This is a genomic window from Actinomadura sp. NPDC049753 (assembly GCF_040674655.1).
Taxonomy (GTDB): Bacteria; Actinomycetota; Actinomycetes; order Streptosporangiales; family Streptosporangiaceae; genus Spirillospora; species Spirillospora verrucosospora.
Genome location: NZ_JBFARL010000462.1, coordinates 1 through 1,364, shown reverse-complemented (window position 1 = coordinate 1,364; position 1,364 = coordinate 1). Strand labels below are relative to the sequence as shown.

General features: G+C 77.7%; 1 protein-coding gene and 1 pseudogene. Both read right to left on the bottom strand.

The features are described 5' to 3' along the window. Positions 1–598: pseudogene (locus AB0K37_RS42225) on the bottom strand (hypothetical protein); the annotation flags it as partial. A gap of 102 nt (positions 599–700) precedes the next feature. Further along, positions 701–1,364 (bottom strand): MucB/RseB C-terminal domain-containing protein (locus AB0K37_RS42220; RefSeq protein ID WP_363991879.1); only part of this gene is annotated, 664 nt, incomplete at its 5' end.

The window sequence follows — 1,364 nt, the reverse complement described above, 5'->3', positions numbered from 1 at the left end:
GCGGCGGGCCGGGCGGCGCGGGCGGCGGGCCCATCGGCGGGCGGCCGGGGGCGGGCGGCGGCGGGCCCTGGTGGGACTGCTGCGGCCAGCCCCCGTACGGGCCGCCCTGCGCGGCCCTCGGGTCCTGGTTGTGCGGCACGAACCCGGGCCGCATCCGGTCGTCGGGCGCCTCCACGGGCGGCTTGTCGAGCGGGACGGGCGGCGGGGGCTGCGGCATGTCGCGCGGCGGGGCGTCCTGCAGCGGCACCTCCTGCGGCATGTCCGCGGCGGCCCGGGAGAGCACGTCCTCGCTGGTGTCGGGCGGCCCGCCGAGCGAGTCCGGGGGCGCGAAACCCCCGGCCACCAGGCGGTCGCCCTCCTCGCCGGAGTCGCGCCCGTCGGCGCTCGCGGGGCCGGTCCCGGCGCCGTCCTCGTCGCGGGCGGATCCGGGCTCGGGGTCGTCGGCCTCGGGCTCGTCCGCCGGCTGCTCCCCGGGGATCCCCTGGTCGGTCACCGTCTCGGGAGGAGCCGCCGCCTCCTGCCGCTCAGGCTCCTGCCCGGGGACGACGTCGTCGCCCTCCGACGGCGCCCTCACCGGGCCGCGGTTGTCTTCCGTCATCCCCATCTCTCCTACCGAGCATGGTCCTCGTTATCGGTGCACATGCTGCCCCGCGGGGCATGTGGCGAGCATAAGACTCGCCGCCAATACCCATAACTCGGGTCAATCGAACGGATTCGCCGCCGATGCCAGGCGCCGGGCGCCGCGGGAGAGGCGCGTCCGGAACGGCGCGGAACCGCGCGGCATGTTCAGCGCCACCGCCGTGGCCGTGCTCTGCGGAGCGTCCGTCACGACGGTGTAGACGTAGCCGTTCCCGCCGGACACCGCCCAGCGCCTCAGGGACTCGCGGCGGTACACCGTCCGGCCCCGGCGCACGGTCCTCTGCCACCCCGCCATGCCGCGCTCGTCGAGAGTGCCGCGCTGCACGAACACCGAGACGGCCGCGAGGCCGTCGGAGTAGCTGAGGTGCAGGGCGCCGCCGCCGTGCTCGCGGCGGGCCTCGTAGAGGGCGAGCCGGCCCGGCAGCTCCTCCGGGACGGGCCAGCCGCGCCCGCGCAGGCCGGCGAGGCCGGCGCGGTCCAGCCGCTCGCCCCAGGCGCCCGCGGTGCTGGCGCCGGCGGACTCCGCGGGGCTGCCCGCGTTGGCCCCCGGGAAGCGGGAGGGCCCCCCGAGCGGGCGGCCGAGCGGGGAGGGCTCGACGGGAGACGGGGTGAAGCTGATCTCGGTGAAACCGCCGGCGGGGCCGGTGAACCAGCGGTCGCCCGTCCCCGACACCTGGATGCCGAAGTCGGTGCCGTTGCGGGCCATCGCCACGACGAGGCTGGAA